This window comes from Calderihabitans maritimus (assembly GCF_002207765.1).
GTDB classification, from domain to species: Bacteria; Bacillota; KKC1; order Calderihabitantales; family Calderihabitantaceae; genus Calderihabitans; species Calderihabitans maritimus.
In genome coordinates this window covers 1-19,430 of the sequence record NZ_BDGJ01000215.1, presented here as the reverse complement: position 1 = coordinate 19,430, position 19,430 = coordinate 1, and the positions used below count along the sequence as shown (strand labels likewise).

The window sequence follows — 19,430 nt, the reverse complement described above, 5'->3', positions numbered from 1 at the left end:
GCTGCTTGCGCAGCGGTGTGAACAAGTGGGTCATAACCCACTTTTCTTTATGGTTGATTTAGAGGTTTGACATTTACTGAATAGTATATTTTGGGAATCTTGTTGGGACAATAGAAATGTCCGCTGAAAGGAGGGTAATGAGTGAGCAGTAAGAAAGGAAAAGCCCAGGAAGAATTGGGATCTATCATTCTACCGGTAGTAACAGAAATGGGTTACGAATTGGTGGATATTCAATATGGTAGGGAAGGCTCAAAATGGATCTTGCGGATCTTTATTGATCACCCGGAAGGAATTGGTCTAGATGATTGTGAAATGGTTAGCAGACAGGTAGAGAAGAGACTAGATGAAGAAGATCCTATTCCTCATTCTTATGTACTCGAAGTTTCTTCTCCCGGTATCGAGCGACCGTTAAAGTTGCCTCATGATTATGAACGATTTAAAGGCAGATTAGCAACCATTAAAACCTATGGCCCGGTCGATGGTCGTCGGAAATTTACTGGAACCTTGCAGGGATTGAAGGATGATCAGGTAATCATAACCGAAAATGGAAAGAACATAAGTATTCCTCTGGAGATGGTATCCCGGGCTCATCTAACGATAGAGTTTTAACTTTGGTATGGGGAGAGATTTAAGATGAATCAAGATTTTATTCAGGCCTTGCGCGATCTGGAGAGGGAAAAGGGAATACCGGTGGAAGTTCTGTTGGAAGCGATAGAGGCGGCGTTAATTTCTGCTTACAAGAAGAATTTTGGTTCCGCGGTGAATGTGAGAATCCATATAGACCGGGATTCCGGTGAAGTGAAGGTATTTTCCCGACGGGAAGTTGTCGAACAGGTAGAAGATCCCAGAACTCAGATTTCGTTGGAAGAAGCTCATAGGGAAAACCCCAATTACGAAATTGGCGATGTCGTAGAGCTAGAGGTGACCCCTAAGGAGTTCGGGCGTATTGCCGCCCAAACGGCTAAACAGGTAGTAGTGCAACGTATCCGGGAAGCGGAAAGAGACGTTATCTATGAAGAATATGTTAACCGAGAAGAAGACATAGTTACCGGTATCGTGCGGCGGCAGGAGATGCGTAATGTCTTTATTGACTTGGGTAAAACGGAGGCAGTTCTGCCCGTGTCGGAGCAGATCCCCGGAGAAGAATATAAGGTTGGGGAAAGGATTAAGACCTACATAGTAGAGGTTAAGCGGACTACTAAAGGGCCTCAAATTTTGGTCTCTCGAACTCACCCGGGGCTGTTGAAAAGATTATTCGAGTTGGAAGTACCGGAGATTCATGATGGCATAGTGGAAATCAAGGCGATTGCGCGGGAAGCAGGGAGCCGTTCGAAAATAGCAGTTAGTTCCCGGAATGAAAATGTCGATGCTGTTGGTGCATGCGTAGGTCCAAAAGGAATGCGAGTACAAACGGTAGTAAATGAGCTCAAAGGAGAGAAAATAGACATTGTTAAATGGAGTAAAGATCCGGCAACTTTCGTAGCAAACGCTTTGAGTCCAGCTAAAGTGCTGGAGGTAAAGGTAGATGAGGAAGCACAAGTCGCTCAAGTGGTAGTACCAGACTACCAGTTATCCTTGGCCATAGGTAAGGAAGGACAAAATGCCCGCTTGGCCGCGAAACTTACGGGTTGGAAAATTGATATTAAGAGTGAATCCCAAGTGAAGGAACTCCAAACCGAGGAAACATCGGTGGAAGGAGGTCTGAACAGTGGGTAGAGTGCGCAAGATTCCCCAGCGGATGTGCGTGGGTTGCCGGGAAAAAAAAGATAAAAGAGAACTGATTAGAGTAGTGCGTACACCGGAGGGAAGTGTAGTAGTAGATCCTACCGGTAAACGCTCTGGACGGGGAGCTTATATTTGCCCCCAGGTGGAGTGCCTCCTAAAAGCAGTTAAAAATCGCGGATTGGAACGGGGATTAGAAACGAAAATAGAAGATACAGTTATAGAAGAATTGAAAGAAGTCGTGGGTGGGCTCCATGAAGGCAAACGTTAAAACCTTGTTAGGCTTTGCGCAGCGAGCCGGAAAAATTGTTTCGGGAAGGAGCGCGGTACTAGGCCAGTTAAAAAAAGGGAGAGCCCAGATGGTAATCTTGGCGACGGACAGTGCTTCTGATTTGCAAGGAGAAGTTAAGAGTTGGTGCAGCGGCAGGAAGATTCCCGTATTTTATGCAGGTACTAAGGTGGAATTAGGGCTGGCTATTGGAAAATCGCCTCGTGCGGTGCTTGCTGTTTTGGATCGGAATTTTGCGGAGAGAATTGAGCAGGAGTTGGGGAGAGAAGAACCATGACTACTTATGGATAGTCCGGGTAAATTTATGGGGGTGATGTAGTTGGGTAAACAACGGGTGTATGAGCTGGCCAAGGATTTACAGATGACCAGCAGAGAAGTGATGCGGTTGATGCAAGTGCTGAATATACCGGTAAAAACCCATATGAGTACCTTAACCGAAGAGCAAATAGACAAGATTAAGAAGCATCTGGAGAAATTGCAAAGAAAAGACACCGGTACTCCAAAAGTTAGTCCTGCCAAAGAAAAAAAACCGGCTAAGAGAGAAAGAGCAGAAACGAAGGCAGATAAGCGGCACCCAGGCAACGGTAAATTTAAGCAGAAACCGGGTATAAAAAGAGATACACCTACTGCAGATCATCGAAAATGGAAAAAAGAAAAATGGGAAGAGTTTGAGGATGATCAGGAAGTTTATACCAGGAAGGTCAAGGGTAAAAAAACTAAACAGAAGAAAAAATTTGCCAAGCCGGAGGAACCTGCCGAACGTGTTCAAACTGCAATAAAGAAAATAGAAATCGGAGAGACGGTAGTTGTTCAAGATTTGGCTCAAAAAATGGGCAAAAAGGTTTCGGAAGTCATAAAACAATTGATGAATTTAGGAGTACTGGCCACCATTAACCAAGAGATAGACGCGGAAACGGCAACCCTTGTGGCAGCGGAGTTTGGAATAGAAGTAAAAGTAAAAGATACCAAACCAGTTACTGAATTGGAAGATATACCAGACGATCCTGAACTTCTCAAAGAGCGGCCACCGGTAGTAACGGTTATGGGGCATGTAGATCACGGTAAGACTTCGCTTTTGGATGCTATCCGGCAAACCAATGTTACCGCCACGGAAGCAGGCGGCATAACTCAACATATTGGTGCCTATCAGGTAGACGTTGACGGAAAGAAAATTACCTTTTTGGACACACCCGGTCACGAGGCTTTTACGGCTATGCGAGCACGGGGAGCCCAAATAACTGATATTGCTGTCTTGGTGGTAGCTGCTGATGATGGTGTTATGCCGCAGACGGTAGAAGCTATTAACCATGCCAAGGCTGCTAACGTACCCATCATTGTAGCCATCAACAAGATAGATAAACCGAATGCCAACCCTGAGCGGGTAAAACAAGAATTGACCGAGCACGGCTTGATTCCGGAAGAGTGGGGCGGCGATACGATTTGTGTAAATGTTTCTGCCCTCAAAAGAGAAGGAATTGACAACCTGTTAGAAATGATATTGTTAGTGGCAGAGATGGCTGAACTAAAAGCCAACCCTGATCGTCCCGCCAGAGGAGTGGTGATTGAGGCTGAACTGGATAAAGGCAGAGGTCCGGTGGCAACCATGCTGGTACAAAAAGGGACACTAAAGGTAGGCGATTATCTGGTTGCCGGCTTAACCCACGGTAGGGTTAGAGCTATGATGGACCACAGGGGCCAACGAATTAAAAAAGCGGGGCCCTCAGTGCCGGTGGAAGTATTGGGAATGTCGGATGTACCTGAACCCGGAGACATCTTTCAGGTCGTAGAAGATGAAAAACTGGCGCGTCAAATAGCTGAAAATAGAAAGGCGGAGAAAAGAGAAGAAGAACTGCACAAGACCGCGCGTGCTTCGTTAGATGAGTTAATGAAACAGATGAAGGATGCGCAGGCGAAAGAATTAAATATCATTATTAAGGCAGACGTACATGGATCGGTAGAAGCTTTGCGTCAAGCATTGGAGCAGGTGGGTACGGAAGAGGTTCGAATTAATATCATCCATGGGGGCGTCGGGGCGATTACAGAAACTGATGTAATGTTGGCGGCTGCATCTAACGCCATTATTATCGGTTTTAACGTTAGACCTGACGCGAATGCACGAAAAGCTGCGGAAAAAGAAAAAATAGATGTGCGACTTTATCGGGTTATTTATGAGGTTATAGACGATATCAAAGCTGCTATGTCGGGATTGCTGGAACCGGAAATCAAGGAGGTTTTCCTAGGCCGGGCAGAAGTGAGGGCTACTTTCAAAGTGCCTAAAGTAGGGGTAGTAGCCGGGTGTTACGTTACTGAAGGTAGAGTGACAAATAATGCCAACGTTAGAATTATCCGAGACGGAGTAGTAGTCCATGAAGGGAAAGTGGCTTCTCTCAGACGGTTCAAGGATGATGTGCGGGAAGTCAGTCAAGGATACGAATGTGGAATGGGCATTGAAAGATTTAATGATATCAAGGAAGGAGATGTTATCGAGGCCTATACTTTTGAAAAAGTGGAACGTCAATTATAAATTGGGGGTGGCCTTATGAGCCTTCAACGAGCCGAGCGCGTTGCTGAGCAGATCAAAAAAGAAGTTGCCCAGATCTTGAGAGAAGAAATAAAAGACCCCCGTATCGGATTTGTAACGGTAACGGACGTGGAAGTATCAAGCGATTTACGACATGTAAAAATCTATGTGAGTGTTTATGGCGATAAAGAGGAGCAAGAGACTACCATGGAGGGATTACAAAACGCTACCGGTTTTATCCGCAGAGAGATTGGGCAGAGAATACCATTGCGGTATACACCGGAAATTGTGTTCAAGTTTGACAGATCCATAGAGCACGGAGCCCGCATTGCTGAGCTGTTGGCCCAGGTTCGGAAAAGTAGAGAGGAGAACAATGAATAATGGAACAGTTTTCCAAAGTGGTTGACCAGTTAAGGCAGGCAAACGAAGTATTGATAGTCTCTCACCTAATACCCGATGGGGACTGCTTGGGGTCGATGCTGGCTCTAGCCGAAGGGTTACAGCAGTTAGGGAAAAAAGCCATTACGGTCAACGGTGATGAAGTACCCAAAATGTATCGCTATCTGCCGGGGAGTGAGGGAATTCTACTCCCCGGTTCTGTCAAGAAGATCCCCGAGGTTATTGTGTTTGTGGATTGTACCGATGTGGAAAGGGCAGGCGATGAATTTCAGACAATTCTCCAGTCTGAAACTACTGTGATCAATATTGACCATCATATAAGTAACACTCATTTTGGCGACTATAATCTGATTAACACGGAAGCGTCAGCTATAGGGGAAATAATACTTAGGATTTTGGAAGAGTTAAATGTTACCATTACCCCTCGTATTGCAACTGCCCTGTACACGGCCATAGTAACGGATACCGGTTCTTTCCAATTCGAGAACACAACCCCTGAATGCTTGGAAGCCGCTGCGAAGCTCTTGAGGTGCGGTGCTGAGCTAGAGCTTTTGCGTAGAAATCTATGGGAAAGTAGATCCTTGCTCAACACCCGGCTTTTAGCTTATACTCTTTCTAATTTAAGGATGACAGCGGACGGAAAAATTGCCTGGATATCGTTGGAAAAAGAATATATGGACAAACTTGGCGCTAAAAGTGAAGATTGCGAAGGCTTAATTAACTACCCCAAATCTATTGAAGGGGTAGAAATTGGAATATTTTTTCGAGAAATTGAACCCGGTAAGGTAAAAGTAGGCTTTAGATCTAAAGAAAAGGTAGATGTAAATCTACTTGCATCGCGTTTCGGAGGCGGTGGGCATAAAAGGGCCGCCGGATGCACAGTGGAGGGGTCTTTAGAAACTGTTATCCAGGATGTAATAGAAGAAGCCGAAAAGCTATTGCGTCAGACATTGAAGGGGTGACCCCAATGGACGGATTTGTTAATGTCCTCAAACCACCGGGAATGACCTCCCATGATGTGGTTGCCTTCCTGCGCGAGATTTTTCAGGTGCGCAAAGTCGGACATGGAGGGACGTTGGACCCCGGGGCAGCCGGTGTACTGCCGGTAGCGGTGGGGAAAGCAACCCGTCTATTGGAATTTGTACTTGACAAGGATAAAGTTTATCGGGCCGAAATCACTATCGGTATTACTACCTCTACTCAAGATGCCTTTGGAGATATAATCGGGCGAAGGAAAGTGAGCGGTCTTAGGCGGAAAGATATCGAAGAGGTATTCAGGAAATTTACAGGAGAAATTGAACAGATTCCCCCTATGGTTTCCGCGGTCAAATACAAAGGGAAAAGACTTTATCAATTGGCCCGACAGGGGAAAGAAGTTGAGCGGAAGCCGCGAAGAGTACATATCTATCAAATCGAACCGTTGCGGTTTGATCTGGATAGGGATTTTCCGGTTGTCCTTTTTGATGTCTATTGTTCCAAAGGAACTTATATTCGTACGTTATGTGCTGATATTGGGGAACGCCTTGGCTTCGGTGCTCATATGTCTTATCTGATACGGACCCATGCAGGTATATTTTCCTTGGACAAGGCTTACCTTTTGGAGGAAATTCGCGCGTTGACCTCCAGAAGGGAGTTTTCCTTTTTATGGCCTATAGACCGAGTACTGGTACACCTGCCTAGAGTATTGGTGAAGAGAAATTGGGTTCGTAGAGTTTTAAACGGAAATACTATTTATCCCGAAGGAATTAGTGAACTGGATTCGCCTTTAAATAGTGGTCAGTTGGTTCGAATTTATAGCGAGGAGAACGAAAATTTTTTGGCCGTGGGAAAATATCATCGGGAAAAAGCAAGATTTTGTGTTAGCATTGAAAAGGTATTTAAATAGGGGAGAGGGCTCAGCATGAAAGTGATACGTACTTTGGATAATATTGACGAAATGCGTAACCTAGTGATAGCTCTAGGAAATTTTGACGGAGTTCATCGGGGGCATCGGCATTTGATTGAGGGCGTAGTGTCCACGGCGCGAAAAATAAACGGTACAGCAGGAGTTTTAACGTTTGATCCCCATCCCGCCAAAGTTTTGAAACCGGAAGCTTCTCCGGGATTCATTCTCACCCCCGAAACTAAATTGCGTTTGATAGCACATTTGGGAGTCGATCTAACTATTTTGGTGCCCTTTGATGAGGATCTTGCCCGAATTGAACCGACGAAGTTTATCGAGAATATTCTTTGGGAAAAGCTGCGCCCCTCCGTAATTTATGTAGGGTTTAATTATACTTTCGGGAAGGCGGCCAAGGGTCGCCCTGAACTGTTAAAGCGTTATGGAGAAAAGCTCAATTTTGAAGTAAAAATAGTACCGCCGGTTATGATTGGCGGTGTACCGGTAAGCAGTACTTTGATCCGAGAAATGCTGGTGAAGGGTGATATCTCAAGAGCGAAAGATCTTCTGGGATACTGGCCAATCTTAGAAGGGAAGGTGGTCTCCGGCGACCAAAAGGGCAGAGAAATCGGTTTCCCCACCGCCAATTTAGCCATGGAAGAGGATCTTCTCCTTCCGGCGCGGGGTGTCTACGCCGCCTGGGTTATTCGTAAGCATGAGATATATAAAGGTATTGTCAATATCGGGTATAAACCGACGTTTGGAGAACGGTCTACCCCGACGGTGGAAGTACACATCTTTGATTTGGATGAAGATCTGTACGGACAATCTCTCGAATTGCGGTTGCGGCAGAGAATCCGACCGGAAAAAAAATTTCCGGGGACGAGAGAACTTGCCCAACAGATACGGGTAGATATTGAAACAGCTAAAGAAGTGTTGAGAGAAGTCGAGTGGACTTTTTTACCAGTTATAGCCCAAGATTAAAGAAAATATAATTATTACGTAGTAACCTACAAAGGAGAGGGGCGGGGGCATGGTTTTGCCGGTTAGGGATGAGCGCCACCAGCTATTAAATGAATATGTTCAAAGCATCGCCGGTATATGTCTGAGTGAGGAATTTATAAAGTTAAGAAGGGAATTAGAAGAAATTTACGCGGCTACGGATGGGGAACGGGCTAAGACGGTGGCATTTCAAGATGCTCTCTATGCTATTATGGCCCAATCTGATTTCTTACTATATGAGACGTACTTGCGTCATATCAAGGGATGAAATCAGGATGCGGGTCATCATCACGGAACATGCCCGGAAACGCCTAAAGGCTCCCCGGCAGGATGATATAACGGTAGAAGATATTATAAATGCTGCCCAGAAAATCCCGGGGCATATTCCAACAGCAACTCGCTTTCGAGGCTTTTTTGCCCGGTCGGGACGGGTTTTCGACATTGTTGCCAAGGATATTACGGCCGGTCGACTGGTAATCACGGTCATCGGCAAGTAATTTCGAGGATTTTTATCTGTAGTTGATAATTTGCTGTTTTTACATTATAATAGGAACAGGTACGGTGACCCATCTATAGGAACCATAGCGAGGAATGTCGGGCCTCCGACGGCATTCTTGGCTATTGGGGCTCAAGATTAAAAGGAGGTGAAATAAGTGGGCTTAGCTCCTGAAAAGAAGCAAGAAATAATTGAAAAATACCAACTACATGAAACAGATACCGGTTCGCCAGAAGTACAGATCGCTATTCTGACGGAACGGATTAATCACTTGACTGAGCACTTGAAAGTTCATAAAAAAGACCATCATTCCCGGAGAGGTTTACTGAAGATGGTGGGTCAGCGTCGAGGTTTGCTAGAGTACCTGAAGAAGAAGGATATTGAACGGTACCGCAGAATTGTGCAGGAACTCGGCTTGCGCAGATAAAAAGAGCGGGTAGTCCCGCTCTTTTTTTCTGAACTTTGTTATCGGTATTATTGATTTGATGGTATTGGGGGTAAGCATAGAAGGAAATAATATAACAAATGTAGAATAGTTAATAGTTCGATCAATTTGGTAGATAGAGGAGGTAACAAATACCTTATGCAGTCGGAGAGAGTTGTTTTCGGCAAGGAAATAGAATTGGCTGGTAGAAAACTCAGCCTACAAGTAGGAAAAGTGGCAACGCAGGCAAACGGCTCGGTTTTGGCTCGGTACGGAGATACCATGACTTTGGTTACTGCGGTGGCATCTGCTCAGCCCCGCGAAGGAATAGATTTTTTCCCTTTGACGGTAGATTATGAGGAAAGGCTTTATGCGGTAGGGAAAATCCCCGGGGGATTCATAAAAAGGGAAGGGAGGCCCAGTGAAAAAGCTATTCTCTCGGCGCGTTTAATTGACCGTCCTATTAGACCTCTATTTCCGAAGTCATATCGTAATGACGTTCATGTAGTTGCTACTGTTTTATCGGTAGACCAGAATAGTCCTCCTGACGTATTAGCTATGGTGGGGGCTTCTGCAGCCCTTCACTTATCCGATATTCCATTTGCCGGTCCTATAGGAGCGGTTGCTGTCGGTCGAGTTGACGGAAAATTGATCATAAATCCTACGTTGGAACAATCAGAGAAGAGCGACATGCATTTGGTAGTAGCAGGAACTAGAGATGCGGTTATGATGGTGGAAGCAGGAGCGAAGGAAGTTCCGGAAGATGTGATGTTAGAAGCTATAATGTTAGGACATGAGGAAATTAAGAGAATAGTCGATTTTATTGAGGAGTTAAGAGAAGAAGCATTAGAAAAAGGTTTGGCTTTACCCAAACAGGAAGTAGTCGAGGAAGAAGAAGCCCTTGAAGTAGAAAGGATAGCAAGGGAGTTCTGTACCGAGCGTATAGCTGAACTTCTGAGAGAATGCCGGCAAGAAAAGTTAAGTAAGTTGGCCAGGGAAGCAAAGATCAAGCTGGCTAAAGAGCAATTACTAGAAGAGTTTCTGGCCTCTAACCCGGAGATGCCTGAGCAGTATCAGGAGTTCGATAAGCTTTTCATGGGTGCGGTGAATAAAATTGAAAAGGAATTGCTCAGAAAAATGATACTGGAAGAAGGAGTAAGAATTGACGGTCGCAAGCTTGATGAGATTCGCCCTGTATCCTGTGAAGTTGGTATCTTACCACGAACTCACGGTTCTGCTTTGTTTACCAGAGGAGAGACACAGGTACTGACGGTGGGCACCTTGGGGGCCGTCGGTGAGGAGCAGATATTAGATGGGCTGGAAGTAGAAGAAGCAAAACGATACATGCATCACTATAATTTCCCTCCCTACAGTGTTGGAGAGGCGAGACCGATTCGAGGTCCGGGACGAAGGGAGATAGGGCATGGAGCTCTGGCGGAGAGAGCACTGGAACCGATGTTGCCTCCGGAAGAGGAATTTCCGTATACTATTCGTCTAGTTTCGGAAGTTCTGGAATCCAACGGATCAACTTCTATGGCCAGCGTCTGTGGTAGTACCCTAGCTCTAATGGATGCCGGAGTTCCTATCAAGGCGCCAGTGGCAGGTGTTGCCATGGGGTTGATTAAGGAAGAGGATAGGGTGGCGATTCTAACAGATATTCAAGGATACGAAGATGCACTAGGAGATATGGATTTCAAGGTTGCCGGTACCCAAAAGGGCATTACCGCACTGCAGATGGACATTAAGATTCCCGGCATAAACAGGGAGATATTGGAAAAGGCGTTGGCTCAAGCGCGGGAAGGAAGATTGTTTATTTTGGAGAAGATGCTGGCTACTATCGATCGCCCCAGACCTGAGTTATCGCCGTATGCACCTCGAATCATTCGCACTGTCGTGGATCCTGAAAAAATCCGGGATATTATTGGGCCCGGCGGTAAAGTGATTAAGAAGATAATCGATGAAACAGGTGTGAAAATCGATATTGAAGATGACGGCACTGTGTATATTGCCGCCGTTGACCGGGAAGCGGGCGAGAAAGCTATGAGGATTATCGAAAATCTAACTCAAGACGTGCAGCTAGGTAAAGTTTATCTTGGAAAGGTTACCCGAACTACCGAATTTGGGGCTTTTGTAGAGGTTATACCGGGTGTTCTCGGGTTACCCGGGAAGGAAGGAATGGTGCACATTTCTCAATTAGCAGAAGGCAGAGTGGGACGGGTGGAGGATGTGGTTCGTGCCGGAGAGCAAATACTAGTTAAGGCCATCGGTTTTGACCAACAGGGTAGGTTGAGACTGTCTCACAAGGAGGCCCTGCGTAATCAGGGGGAAGAAGAGGAACGAAAGAAACGGCCTCGTAGGGGTCGAGGCAGGCGCTAAAAACAGACCATAAACCAATTGGTTTATGGTTTTTGTTATATTTAGCCGTTAGCCCCTTGATTTCCACCACTCGAGCCCTAAATTCTACTGCTTATCGCAAAAACCACTCACCGGTAATTTCTGCTTGTATAATAAAAGGGGGAGTATTTTTAGAATGTTTATAATTTTTAAAATGAAGAGTTGATTGCCGGGAGGGTTTATATGGCAGTCGAGAGGCGCATTAAAGAGGAGATCCAGAAAGAAATCGAGGCCATGGGTAGAGATATTCTCAATTCTATTCACAACGGTGTGGTAGCGGTTGATCGACGAGGCATTATAGTTGTATTTAACAAAACTCTACAACGCATTTTCAATTGTACCGAGGAGTACGCTGTGGGCAAACATATTCGGGAAATTGTTCCTTACACGGGATTGTTAAAAGTATTGGAAACGGGAAAATCTCATATCGGTCGAAAATTTACCATAGGTGGCAGAATTTATTTAACAAATAGGACACCTATTATTCGAAACGGCAGGATCATCGGTGCGGTCGGAGTTATTCAAGATATCACCGAATTACAATCGGTAGTGGATGAACTGCAGAGTGTTAAAGACTTGAAAGGAACTTTAGAAACTATCTTAGATTCGGCTTACGATGGTCTGATTGTAGTAAATCGTGATGGCATGGTAACTATGGTTAATGGAGCCTTTAGTACTCTGCTGGGAACTTCTCCTGATCAGATAGTAGGCCGGCACGTAACAGAAGTTATGGAGAATACGCGCATGCATATAGTAGCGCAGACCGGAAGGCCTGAAATAGGGGATCTTCAGCGCATAAATGGCCATGACGTGGTAGTTATGCGGATTCCGATTATAAAAGAAGGGCGTACTATTGGAGCGGTAGGTAAAATTATGTTTAAGGACGTAAGCGAGTTAAATGCTTTGGCTAAGAAGATCAACAGCCTTTATAGCGAATTAGCGTACTATAAGGATGAACTCAAAAAATATCGGGAAGCCAAATACGGTTTAGATAACATAGTGGGTAATAGCGAAGCGATTAAGAGGCTGAAAGAAACTACGCGTAAAGTTGCTCAAAGCAATTCTACCGTTCTCATACGGGGAGAAACAGGTACGGGAAAAGAGCTCTTCGCCCATGCTTTGCACATGGAAAGTTGTCGCCGTTATGCTCCTTTTATTAAGGTGAACTGTGCGGCTATACCGGAAAACCTTCTGGAATCGGAGCTTTTTGGATATGCGGAAGGCGCATTTACCGGCGCCAAGAAAGGAGGGCAGGTTGGCAAGTTTGAGTTGGCCAACGGCGGTACCATTTTTCTGGACGAGATAGGAGATATGTCTCTGCACTTACAAGCCAAACTGTTGAGAGTTTTACAGGAAAAAGAAGTTGAGCGTTTGGGAGAAAACAAGACCAGGAAAATAGATGTAAGGGTTGTAGCGGCAACGAACAAGAACTTGGAAGAACTTATCAAGAAGGGCAAGTTCCGGGCAGATCTTTTCTACCGCCTGAACGTTATTAGCCTGACTATTCCTCCTTTGCGGGAACGCATGGAGGACCTGGAGCCATTGGTATACCATTTCATAGGTAAGTACAATCATGAATTTGGAGTTAACGTCACCGGCTTGGCACCTGCCTGCTGGAATCTATTTCGAAATTATCACTGGCCCGGAAACATCCGGGAATTGGCCAACGTAATTGAGAGAGCTTTCAATGTAGTGGAAGGGAATACTATTCTGGTGCAAGACCTTCCTATGTACCTCCAAAAATACGGTCGGTCGGGAAAGGTGCTGGTGAAACAGCAGACCCTCCAGGCTTTGTTAGAACAGACGGAGAAGGCGGCTATTAAAGAAGCTTTGTCGATAACGAAAGGGAATAAAGCACAGGCGGCAAAGCTTTTGGGCATATCTCGAGCCTGGCTTTACCAGAAGATCGAGAAATATCATATAGAAGTTTAGACAGGTACAGGTGAGTTAACAGAAATAGACATGTTAAGCAGAGTTTACACCAACAGGCCAAAAGCTTGTGGCTGCCCAGATTTCATGATTGCTCGGTATAGGATACTGGACATCCCCATAAATTCAAACATAATCAGCAGAGGCAGCTACAAGCTTTTTTATGTGTGTAAAGGTGGTACGCTTTTTGCAAAAATTTATAGTGGGAGTTAGTTGGCTATACATTAGTAAGAACATTCTTGCTATTTAAATTACGAGGAGGTGATCAGTTTCTAAAAACTATGCAAAAGAAAGAATGCTTGTTAAGAGTAAACTTCTGAAAAATAGGAGGGACGGAAGTGGGTTTGCAATTTAAGCCTAACATGGAGGATTACGAAAAAACTTACGCCGAATTTAAGTTGGAAGTGCCCGAATATTTCAACTTTACGCGGGATGTATTTGACAAGTGGGCTGCCGACCCGGACAAGTTAGCTCTTTGGTGGGTAGATGATGGCGGAAACGAGAAGAAGTTTACCTTCCGGGAGTTATCCCTACGGTCGAAGAAGCTGGCCAATGTGCTTAAGAAGCACGGTATTAAGAGAGGCGACCGGGTCTTCCTGCTGCTGCCGCGGATTCCTGAATGGTGGGAGTCTATGTTGGCCCTTCTGCGCATTGGAGCGGTTGTTATGCCCGGTACCAGCCAGCTTACCGCTAAAGATATAAAATATCGTTTTGACGCATCGGAAGGAGTCGCTATTATTACCGACGTAGACAATGCTCCCAAAGTAGAAGAAGTAAAGGACGAATGCTCGACCCTTCGCCTAATGATCGTAGTAGGGGAAAGAGAAGGCTGGATTAGTTATGAGGAAGAAGTGAGTTCTGCTTCCGAGGACTTTGAAACGGAAAACACCAGGAGCGATGAGCCGGCAATACTCTATTTCACCTCTGGAACTACCGGTTATCCGAAAATGACTGTACACACCCACGCCAGCTATCCTATCGGTCACATAATAACCGGCAAATTCTGGCTGGACCTGAAGCCCGATGATCTGCACTGGAACCTGTCCGATACCGGCTGGGCCAAGGCGGCTTGGAGCAGTTTCTTTGGTCCGTGGAATATGGGTGCTGCCATATTTGCCCATCACAGTACCGGTAAATTTGATGCCGGCAAAACTTTGGAATTGTTGGAAAAATATCCAATTACTACTTTATGCGGGCCTCCTACTGCCTACAGGGTTTTTGTTTTGGAAGACTTGACCAAGTACAACTTCAAGGCTCTGCGGCACTGCGTGGCTGCTGGGGAGCCGCTTAACCCTGAAGTCATAGAGGTCTGGAAGAAAGCTACTGGAATAACCATCCGGGACGGGTATGGTCAGACGGAAACGGTATGCTTGGTAGGAAGCTTCCCCTGCCTGGAGGTTAAACCCGGATCGATGGGCAAACCTTCTCCCGGCTTTTATGTATCGGTCATTGACGATGAAGGTAACGAAGTGCCGCCGGGTCAGGAAGGCGATATTGCCGTGAGAATCAAGCCGGAACGTCCGGTAGGACTGTTCAAAGAATACTGGAAGGATCCGGAAAGAACGGCAGCTACTATACGCGGCGATTGGTATGTAACTGGCGATCGGGCCATCAAGGATGAAGATGGATATTTCTGGTTTGTTGGTCGGGCGGACGATGTAATTATTAGTTCCGGATACCGGATAGGTCCTTTTGAAGTAGAAAGCGCCTTGGTAGAGCATCCCGCCGTGGCAGAATCCGCAGTGGTGGCCAGTCCTGACGAGGTCAGAGGAGAGATAGTGAAAGCTTTTGTTATTTTGGCTCCCGGTTACGAGCCTTCCGAAGAGTTAGTAAAAGAATTACAGGACCATGTCAAGAAAGTCACGGCACCTTACAAGTACCCGAGGGAAATTGAGTTTGTCGACTCTTTGCCCAAAACGGTTAGTGGTAAAATCAGACGGGTCGAACTGCGTGAAAGAGAGAGAAAGAAGAAGCTGGCGCAAAAAGAAACAGCTGCCAGCAAGCAGTAAGGGAAACGGGCCGGGGGCAGACTTTTGCCTCCGGCAATTTAGAAAAAGGTAAGGCGGTCTTCCCTGAGCGTTTAGACGGGGACGCTTGCCAGGAGAAAACCTAACCTTACCTGTAGCTTCTATTATAACATAAATGATAGTTGCGAGTAACAGGGTTCCTTATATAAATGGTTACGTGAAACGTCAAACCTTTAAGGAAGGGTGAGTTTGTTTGAACGCTTACAAAAAGGAAGTTTATAGTACCATAATTCTGACTATTCTATTTATTCTGGCAGGTCACACCGGATTGATTTTTGTGTTGTTCGCTCCGCATGGGTTAAAAGCAACCTTTATGGGATTTCCTGTTCACTATATTGTTCCTATTCTCACTGGTTGGATAGGCGTAGTAATACTTACTCTGGTAGCAGGATATGTAGGCAATCAGTTGGATGAGGAAATTGCGAAGGACAGGGAAGTAGATGTTAAGGAAACTACTTCCGTTTCTAGAACATATTCCCGAACTACCGCTTAATCTTCAAGGAGGGATTTTTATGGAACAAAGTTGGCAGCTTTCTAATACGTCTTTAGGTATTGCGTTTCTGGTGGCAAGTTTTGTGGTGTTCTATCTCATTGGCTGGTATTCAAATCGGGCAAGTAAATCGGTAGCAGATTTATATATTGCCGGCGGTACGATTGGTCCGCTTGCCAACGGGCTGGGTATGGCTTCCACTTACATGAGTCTGGCCACTTTTTTAGGAGTTACAGCGCTGATTCTTAAACTGCAAGTTCCTTTCGTTTACATGTGGATACAATTCATCTTAGCCATCCCTCTAATTACTATTTTGTTTGGCACCAGCCTTCGGCGTATGGGTGCGTTCACTCCCGCTCATTTCGTGAGGGAACGCTACGGGAAAACGGCAGCGGTAGTATCGGCCTGCTGGATGATACTTATCATGCTGATGTACGCGCTGGGTCAAATGATTGGTATTGCGAAAGCTTTTGAAACCCTTTTAGGTATTCCCTATGCCTATGGTTTAGCTTTTGGTGGATTGTTAATAGTAGGATATATTACTCTTGGGGGTATGTACGGAGCCTCTTACAACGCTGCCTTCCAAATGGTTATGATGGGGATTGCTTTCATCATTCCTCTGGGGGCGATTATGAAGGCCATGGGGAGCTCAGGATGGTGGTTTCCTCCCCTGCTCTACGGTGATATGGTGAAATCAATGCTTGAGGTAGCTCCGGACTTTTTCGATCCCAAGTACGGTGTCAAATGGTACTTTGCCTTGATTCCTAGTTTGACTTTAGGTGGAATTGGCTTGCCTCATCTCGCCATGCGGGTGTTCACGGCATCAAGTCTCCGGAGCGCGAGAGCAGCCATGGTATGGTATGCCCTGATACTTGGCATGGTGTTCTCGGCGACCTATACTATGGGTTTTGCTGGAGTATACTTTTCCCAATCTACGGGAACAGTGATTAGCCCTACTGATGCGGACAAAATCACTATTATTCTAAATCTAGTTTATAATCCGGAATGGGTTACGGCATTAGTGATTGTCGGTGCAATTGCTGCCGGTCTTTCGACCTTAAATGGAAACCTATTAGCTATTGGAGCCCTGGTGGCACAGGATATTATAAGCACTTTGAAGCCGAATTTAGCGGAGAAAAGTAAAATGGTTATTGGTTACGTTGCTATTGCCACAGCGGGTATAGTGAGTATTCTCCTTGCCTTCAAACCCCCGGCTTTCCTAGTGGTGAGCATCCTGTGGGCTTTCGGATTGGCAGCTACGGTTAGTGCGCCTTTGGTAATCATGGGAGTGTGGTGGAAGGAAGCGAATAAATACGGAGCCATTGCTGCTTCACTAATTGCAGGATTGGTTTACATCCTCGTTTCTCCTTACGTAGCGCCTTCTATTACATTGAGCGGTGACGCTTTGACTGATAAGCTGGGGCTATCGGGTGCGTTACTGTCGGCTCCTTTGAGCTTTATTATCTTGATTGTAGTATCTTATGTGACCAATCGTATTCCTTCTTTGGCTGTACGAATACCGCGGCATGAGACGGAAAAATTAATAGAAAGTATACACGGCTGGAGCACGGTTAATCCTATGCGCTATAACAGTACTGCCGGAGCCTTTACCATTGCGGGAATCTGTGCGGTTCTGGTAATTTGGGCTCTCATGCCGTGGTAAAGGGAGAAGAACCGGGAGGTGGGAAGTTAGTTTTGGCCTCCCGGTCATTTTCTCTAGGGGAAAACCGTCTGGGGACATGGGAAGGAGTTATCTAAAATGAAGTTGGGGAATTATTATAAATTTATAACTGTGGAAAAATTGGAACCTACTTTTGAGAAACTGGGGACGGTAAGTACTTTGGTTTTAGGAATAATTTATGGCGGAAGCAATCTCTGGTTCCATCAAGAGTATTTACATGGTTTTGAGTCCCGGTTTTTGCAGGTAGTATTAGTGCCACTAATATTTCTTTTGGCTGGCGTATTAATGGCGTACTTGACTCGCGTGGCGTTGATGCTGGCGTTTTGGGGATTCAGCAGGGGGTTAGGGGGACTGGGAGATATAAGCAAGTTATATCGCTTTTCCGGGTACGGGTTGTTGCCGCTATGTCTCGGTGCTCCGGGTATTGCCTATTTCGGGAATGTTTCGCTGGAAGCTCGAACGCCGGTGGTCAGTTTTGTTCTGGGAATACTACTCTTAGTTTCAATTTTCCTAACTATATTGAGCTGGCACCGGATAGTAATGGCAACGCAGCAGTTTTCACGATGGAAAGCATGGATTTGTTTGGCATTAACAGCCATTTTTACTTTCAGTGTTTTTTATTTGGTACAACCGTCATAAAGTTGAGTAATAAAGGAAAAGCCGTAGACTGTGTCTGCGGCTTTTCGTGCGAAGTGTAAATAAATAGTTACATGTAGCGAAATGTAGACACATTCCGGCGGGGACAGGTAGTTATTCCCGCCTTATAGGTTAAATTGTAGAGGATTGTTAACAGAAAGCACTTGTGGCAACTGGGAAAAGACTTGAGGTATTGTGGCACAGGATTTGCATATATAATTTGGAGGTAGAGTGACTTCAGCACTGAACCCGCAAGAAATGAGTGGGAAGGAGGAAAAGTTTTATGAGCGGACGGGAAACAGTAATCGTTAGCGCGGCCCGTACGCCTTTCGGACGGTTTGGAGGGGTTTTACAGCCTCTATCGGCAGTTGATTTAGGAGCCGTAGCCATTAAAGAAGCAGTTAAACGGGCTGGAATTGAGAACGACCAAGTAGACTACGTGCTCATGGGGATGGTTCTGCAAGGAGGAGCGGGACAGATCCCTTCGAGACAGGCCTCTATAAAAGCCGGCCTGCCTCTGCACGTACCATCAGATACTATCAACAAGGTATGTATCTCCTCTCACCGGGCCGTCACTATGGCTGATGAGATGATTAAGGCCGGTTATGCGGAGATTGTGGTGGCCGGGGGAATGGAAAGTATGAGCAACTCTCCTTACGCTGTTCCCCGGGCGCGATGGGGTTACCGGATGGGCAACGGCGAACTGATTGACCTTATGGTCTATGATGGCTTGAGATGTGCCTTCCACAATGTTCACATGGCGGTTCATGGTAGCAAAGTGGCCAAGGAGTACGGTATTAGCAGGCAGGAACAGGACGAATGGGCTCTGCGGAGTCACCAGAGAGCAATAGCTGCTATCGATTCCGGCAAGCTCAACGATGAAATAGTGCCTGTAGAAGTACCACAGCGAAAGGGTCCAGCCTTAGTGGTAGAAACAGACGAATCTCCCCGACGGGACACTTCTTTGGAAAAATTGGCGGCGTTACCTCCTATATTTATAGAAGACGGGACTGTAACTGCCGGGAATGCGCCGGGAGTCAACGACGGAGCGGGTGCTTTAGTCTTGATGTCGCGGGAGAAGGCTAAAGCTTTGGGTTTAATTCCGTTGGCTACCATTGTTGACCATACTTGGGTGGCAGAAGAGCCCGCCTATATCGCTACCGTGCCCGGCCTGGCTACTAATAAATTGTTGAAGAAGGTCGGGATGAATATCCATGATATTCACTTAATAGAAGCTAATGAAGCGTTTGCTGCCGTTACCTTAACTAGCGGTAAGATTACCGGCTGGGATCCGGAAAAAGTAAACGTTAACGGAGGAGCCATTGCCTACGGTCATCCTATTGGGGCTAGCGGCGCCCGGATTATTATGACTTTAATATATGAGCTGCGTCGCCGTGGTGGAGGTTACGGAGTGGCTGCCATTTGCGGTGGAGCTGCTCAGGGCGATGCATTATTAATTAAAGTAGAGTAGAGACCCGCGGTAAAATGTCAAGACCCTGAATTGGAAATTTTATTGTTTCAAAATGTAAAAAGACAATAAG

Annotated in this window: 19 protein-coding genes; all 19 read left to right on the top strand. The window is 45.8% G+C overall.

The window, feature by feature from the left end; translation table 11 throughout:
* Nucleotides 1–141 precede the first annotated feature (141 nt).
* Nucleotides 142–609 carry a ribosome maturation factor RimP gene (locus tag KKC1_RS15250; RefSeq protein ID WP_272946686.1) on the top strand — a complete coding sequence of 156 codons (468 nt, stop codon included), beginning with the start codon at nucleotides 142–144 and terminating at the stop codon, nucleotides 607–609.
* A gap of 24 nt (nucleotides 610–633) precedes the next feature.
* A complete protein-coding gene (nusA, locus tag KKC1_RS15245; protein ID WP_088555278.1) occupies nucleotides 634–1,716 on the top strand; it encodes a transcription termination factor NusA in 1,083 nt (360 codons plus the stop codon).
* Complete coding sequence (gene rnpM, locus KKC1_RS15240; RefSeq protein ID WP_088555277.1) at nucleotides 1,709–1,993, top strand: RNase P modulator RnpM; 285 nt, start codon at nucleotides 1,709–1,711, stop codon at nucleotides 1,991–1,993. Before nusA ends, rnpM begins: the two co-directional genes overlap by 8 nt.
* Nucleotides 1,977–2,288 (top strand): L7Ae/L30e/S12e/Gadd45 family ribosomal protein, encoded by a 312-nt coding sequence (locus tag KKC1_RS15235; protein ID WP_088555276.1) that lies wholly within the window; start codon nucleotides 1,977–1,979, stop codon nucleotides 2,286–2,288. The genes rnpM and KKC1_RS15235 overlap by 17 nt, the downstream gene beginning before the upstream one ends.
* 42 nt (nucleotides 2,289–2,330) lie before the next feature.
* A complete protein-coding gene (gene infB, locus KKC1_RS15230; protein ID WP_088555275.1) occupies nucleotides 2,331–4,535 on the top strand; it encodes a translation initiation factor IF-2 in 2,205 nt (734 codons plus the stop codon).
* A 15-nt stretch (nucleotides 4,536–4,550) separates the two neighbouring features.
* Nucleotides 4,551–4,913, top strand: a complete 363-nt coding sequence (gene rbfA, locus KKC1_RS15225; protein WP_088555274.1) for a 30S ribosome-binding factor RbfA — start codon at nucleotides 4,551–4,553, stop codon at nucleotides 4,911–4,913.
* Nucleotides 4,913–5,893, top strand: coding sequence for a DHH family phosphoesterase (locus KKC1_RS15220; RefSeq protein WP_088555273.1), 981 nt, complete (start codon nucleotides 4,913–4,915; stop codon nucleotides 5,891–5,893). Before rbfA ends, KKC1_RS15220 begins: the two co-directional genes overlap by 1 nt.
* Before the next feature lie 5 nt (nucleotides 5,894–5,898).
* Nucleotides 5,899–6,816: a tRNA pseudouridine(55) synthase TruB gene (gene truB, locus KKC1_RS15215; protein ID WP_088555272.1), complete on the top strand. Its 918-nt coding sequence runs from the start codon at nucleotides 5,899–5,901 to the stop codon at nucleotides 6,814–6,816.
* Between the two features lie 15 nt (nucleotides 6,817–6,831).
* The gene (locus KKC1_RS15210; protein ID WP_088555271.1) at nucleotides 6,832–7,794 is read left to right on the top strand and encodes a bifunctional riboflavin kinase/FAD synthetase; all 963 of its coding nucleotides are present in this window, start codon (nucleotides 6,832–6,834) and stop codon (nucleotides 7,792–7,794) included.
* Between the two features lie 49 nt (nucleotides 7,795–7,843).
* The gene (locus KKC1_RS15205) at nucleotides 7,844–8,080 is read left to right on the top strand and encodes a hypothetical protein (RefSeq protein ID WP_088555270.1); all 237 of its coding nucleotides are present in this window, start codon (nucleotides 7,844–7,846) and stop codon (nucleotides 8,078–8,080) included.
* A 7-nt stretch (nucleotides 8,081–8,087) separates the two neighbouring features.
* Nucleotides 8,088–8,309, top strand: coding sequence for a hypothetical protein (locus KKC1_RS15200; protein WP_088555269.1), 222 nt, complete (start codon nucleotides 8,088–8,090; stop codon nucleotides 8,307–8,309).
* Between the two features lie 156 nt (nucleotides 8,310–8,465).
* Nucleotides 8,466–8,735 carry a 30S ribosomal protein S15 gene (gene rpsO / locus KKC1_RS15195; protein ID WP_088555268.1) on the top strand — a complete coding sequence of 90 codons (270 nt, stop codon included), beginning with the start codon at nucleotides 8,466–8,468 and terminating at the stop codon, nucleotides 8,733–8,735.
* Nucleotides 8,736–8,891: 156 nt separating this feature from the next.
* Nucleotides 8,892–11,108, top strand: a complete 2,217-nt coding sequence (gene pnp / locus KKC1_RS15190) for a polyribonucleotide nucleotidyltransferase (RefSeq protein ID WP_088555267.1) — start codon at nucleotides 8,892–8,894, stop codon at nucleotides 11,106–11,108.
* Between the two features lie 201 nt (nucleotides 11,109–11,309).
* Entirely contained in the window at nucleotides 11,310–13,058 is a 1,749-nt protein-coding gene (locus KKC1_RS15185; RefSeq protein ID WP_088555266.1) for a sigma-54 interaction domain-containing protein, read from the top strand.
* Nucleotides 13,059–13,417: 359 nt separating this feature from the next.
* A complete protein-coding gene (locus KKC1_RS15180) occupies nucleotides 13,418–15,064 on the top strand; it encodes an AMP-binding protein (RefSeq protein ID WP_088555329.1) in 1,647 nt (548 codons plus the stop codon).
* A gap of 211 nt (nucleotides 15,065–15,275) precedes the next feature.
* Nucleotides 15,276–15,575: a hypothetical protein gene (locus tag KKC1_RS15175; RefSeq protein ID WP_088555265.1), complete on the top strand. Its 300-nt coding sequence runs from the start codon at nucleotides 15,276–15,278 to the stop codon at nucleotides 15,573–15,575.
* A gap of 19 nt (nucleotides 15,576–15,594) precedes the next feature.
* On the top strand, nucleotides 15,595–17,235 hold the full coding sequence (locus tag KKC1_RS15170; protein ID WP_088555264.1) for a sodium:solute symporter family transporter: 1,641 nt from the start codon (nucleotides 15,595–15,597) through the stop codon (nucleotides 17,233–17,235).
* A 96-nt stretch (nucleotides 17,236–17,331) separates the two neighbouring features.
* Nucleotides 17,332–17,892, top strand: coding sequence for a YIP1 family protein (locus KKC1_RS15165; RefSeq protein ID WP_088555263.1), 561 nt, complete (start codon nucleotides 17,332–17,334; stop codon nucleotides 17,890–17,892).
* A gap of 280 nt (nucleotides 17,893–18,172) precedes the next feature.
* On the top strand, nucleotides 18,173–19,360 hold the full coding sequence (locus KKC1_RS15160; RefSeq protein ID WP_088555262.1) for an acetyl-CoA C-acetyltransferase: 1,188 nt from the start codon (nucleotides 18,173–18,175) through the stop codon (nucleotides 19,358–19,360).
* Nucleotides 19,361–19,430: the final 70 nt, after the last annotated feature.